3 protein-coding genes are annotated in these 3250 nt (G+C 30.7%); 2 read left to right on the top strand and 1 reads right to left on the bottom strand.

Annotated elements, in window-relative coordinates; all coding sequences use genetic code 11:
• Positions 1-230 precede the first annotated feature (230 nt).
• On the top strand, positions 231-464 hold the full coding sequence (locus tag HCG76_RS18750) for a hypothetical protein (protein WP_221701166.1): 234 nt from the start codon (positions 231-233) through the stop codon (positions 462-464).
• Positions 465-510: 46 nt separating this feature from the next.
• On the opposite strand, the gene HCG76_RS18745 is transcribed toward HCG76_RS18750, so the two are convergent.
• Positions 511-1683, bottom strand: coding sequence for an NAD(P)-dependent malic enzyme (locus HCG76_RS18745; protein WP_221701167.1), 1173 nt, complete (start codon positions 1681-1683; stop codon positions 511-513).
• A gap of 179 nt (positions 1684-1862) precedes the next feature.
• Here HCG76_RS18745 and HCG76_RS18740 point away from each other — a divergent pair, with 179 nt between their 5' ends.
• On the top strand, positions 1863-3149 hold the full coding sequence (locus tag HCG76_RS18740; RefSeq protein ID WP_221701168.1) for an adenylosuccinate synthase: 1287 nt from the start codon (positions 1863-1865) through the stop codon (positions 3147-3149).
• The last annotated feature ends 101 nt before the right edge of the window (positions 3150-3250 follow it).

The following is a 3250-nucleotide window of genomic DNA, read 5'->3' as shown; positions in this document are numbered from 1 at the left end:
AAGATTTTTTTTGTTAGCATGAAAAATATTTTACCATAAATCCTAGGCTTATAGAGTCTGGGATTTATTTTTTTTTTGCAAAAGGGGCCTCGCACTAATTATTTAGTGCGACAGCCCCTATTTTTATAAATTTATGGGATAATACATTGCTTATTTAAATAATATTTTTATCAATATTTTGAGGGTATAAAAATATAATGTATTGATTAATAGATTAAGGAGGTTAAGCAATGTATAGGATTGAAGTTAAAGAGTTAGGAAAAAATAAAGAATATGTTTTAAAGAAGCTTAAACATATAACTTATAAGGAATTATATAATTTAGTTAAACCGTATATAAGTGAAGAACACCTATCTTTTTCTATTCCTAATGACTGTACAGATGGTAGGGAGTGGGGGTATATATATTCTCATGATACACCTATTGGAGAAATTTTGATAACCTATATAGAAGAAGAGAGATAGAATAAAGAAAAAGTATTAGATTCTTAAACCTAATACTTTTTTGTAATTATATAGTTGCAACGCCGCTTTTAATTGCAGCTTCTTTGACAGCTTCAGCAACTTTCTTTTGAACATCTAAATTAAATGCTTTTGGAATGATATAGTTTGGATTAAGTTCTTCATCTGAAACAGAATTAGCAATTGCATGAGCAGCGGCTATTTTCATTTCTTCATTTATTTCAGTTGCTCTAACATCTAAAGCACCCCTAAATATTCCAGGGAAAGCTAAAACATTGTTTATTTGATTTGGGAAATCAGAACGTCCAGTACCAATAACTTTAGCTCCAGCTTCTTTTGCATCGTCAGGGAATATTTCAGGTGTTGGATTAGCCATGGCAAATAAAATAGCATCAGTATTCATAGATGATACCATTTCTTTTGAAACTATATTAGGAGCTGAAACTCCTATAAATACATCTGCATTTTTTATAACATCCTTTAAGATTCCAGATTCATTATTAGGATTAGTAATTTGAGATAGTTCTTCAAAATATTTATTAGAATAACTAGTATCTCTATTTAAAGCACCATCTCTATCACAAACAACTATGTTTTTAGCACCATAAGATAATAAAAGTTTAGTTATTGCAGTTCCTGCTGATCCAGCACCATTAACTACAATTTTTAAATCTTGAATATTTTTATTAACTATTTTTAATGCATTTATTAATCCAGATAAAACTATAATAGCTGTTCCATGTTGGTCATCATGGAAAACTGGTATATTTAATCTTTCTTTTAATTTCTTTTCAATCTCAAAGCATCTAGGAGCAGATATATCTTCTAAGTTTATTCCTCCTAAAGTAGGTGCAATTCTAACTACAGTATCAACAATTTCATCAACCTCTTTAGTATCAAGAACTATTGGAAAAGCATCAACATTAGCGAATTCTTTAAATAGTATAGATTTACCTTCCATTACAGGTAAAGAAGCTAAGGGACCGATGTCTCCAAGACCTAATACAGCAGTACCATCAGAAATAACAGCAACTGTATTCCACTTCCTAGTATATAAATAAGCTGTAGATGGATCTTTATGTATTTCTCTACATGGCTCTGCAACACCAGGAGTATAGGCAAGAGATAAATCTTTTTCATTAGTTATTTTAACTCTTGAAGCTATTTCTAATTTACCCTTTAATTCTTTATGGAATTTTAGTGACTCTTCATATATATTCATAATATGACTCCTCCCAAAAATATATTTATAGTATTATTATACGAATTATATTTAGAGAAGGCAAAAAAATATTCGTAAGAATCTTGAAATTTTATAATTACTTTGATACCATGTTATATGGGATTGTAATGTAATATAATATAATCCATTAGTATGTCTTAAAAGGAGGCAATGTATAAATGTCAGCATTTATTGTTTTAGGAGCTCAATGGGGAGATGAAGGTAAAGGAAAGATGACAGACTACCTAGCTGAAGAGGCAAATGTAGTTGTTAGATATCAAGGTGGTAACAACGCTGGTCACACAGTAGAAGTTGGAGATAAACAATACAAACTTCACTTAATACCATCAGGTATATTACACGATGAAAAGCTTAACGTAATAGGAAATGGTGTAGTTGTAGATCCTATGGCTTTCTTTTCAGAAATTGATTACTTACAAGAAGAAGGAGTTAAAGTAACTCCAGAAAAGTTAATAGTTAGTGATAGAGCACACGTTATTATGCCATATCATAAAGTTCTAGATAAATTAAAAGAAAAAGCTAGAGGAAAAAATGATATTGGAACTACTGGTAAAGGTATAGGACCTTGTTATACAGATAAATTCGAAAGATGTGGTATAAGAGTTTGTGACCTTATAGATAAAGAGGTGTTTAAAGAAAAGCTTATGCAAAATATCGAAATGAAGAACAAGTATATCGTTAATGTTCTTGGTGGAGAAGCTTTAAGTTTTGATGAAATATATGAAGAGTATTCTAAATACGGTGAAAAATTAAAACCATTTGTAAAGGATACATCAGTAAGAGTTTATAATGAAATAAAAGATGATAAGACAGTTTTATTTGAAGGTGCACAAGGAATGTTATTAGACATAGACTATGGTACATATCCATATGTAACATCATCAAACACTACTGCGGGGGGAGTAGCTAATGGTGTTGGTATAGGACCAAATATGATTACTAATGCTGTTGGTATAGCCAAAGCTTATACAACAAGAGTAGGTAAAGGACCTTTCCCAACAGAATTAGAAAATGAAACTGGAGAATGGATAAGAGAAAAAGGTCATGAATATGGAGTAACTACAGGTAGATCAAGAAGATGTGGTTGGCTTGATATAGTTATACTAAAAACTTCAGTTAGGGTTAGTGGATTAACTTCATTAGCTGTAACAAAAATAGATACATTAGCTGGATTAGAAAAGATTATGATGTGTGTTGGATATAAATTCAATGATGAAGTGATTGACTACTTCCCAGCTAGTTTAGAAGATTTAGCTAAGTGTGAACCTATATATGAAGAATTTGATGGATGGGATGAAAGTGTAGCAGATGCAAGAAGCTATGAAGAATTACATCCAAATGCAAGAAAGTACTTAGAAAGAATCGAAGAATTAACTGAAACTAGAATTTCTATAGTATCAGTAGGTCCAAGAAGAGATCAAACTATGAGAGTTAAACCTCTATAATATAATTATTTAGCCGTATAAAAATTGAACTGCCCCCCGTCAAGTAGACAGGGTAAATAATAAAAAATTATGATGCTAAGGTATGACTCCTATATTCAAGT

Origin of the sequence: Clostridium sp. K13 (assembly GCF_019734195.1) — a bacterium.
In the GTDB taxonomy this organism is placed as follows: domain Bacteria; phylum Bacillota; class Clostridia; order Clostridiales; family Clostridiaceae; genus Clostridium.
Note: the sequence above shows the minus strand (reverse complement) of the source record. Positions and strands in the feature narration are given on the sequence as shown.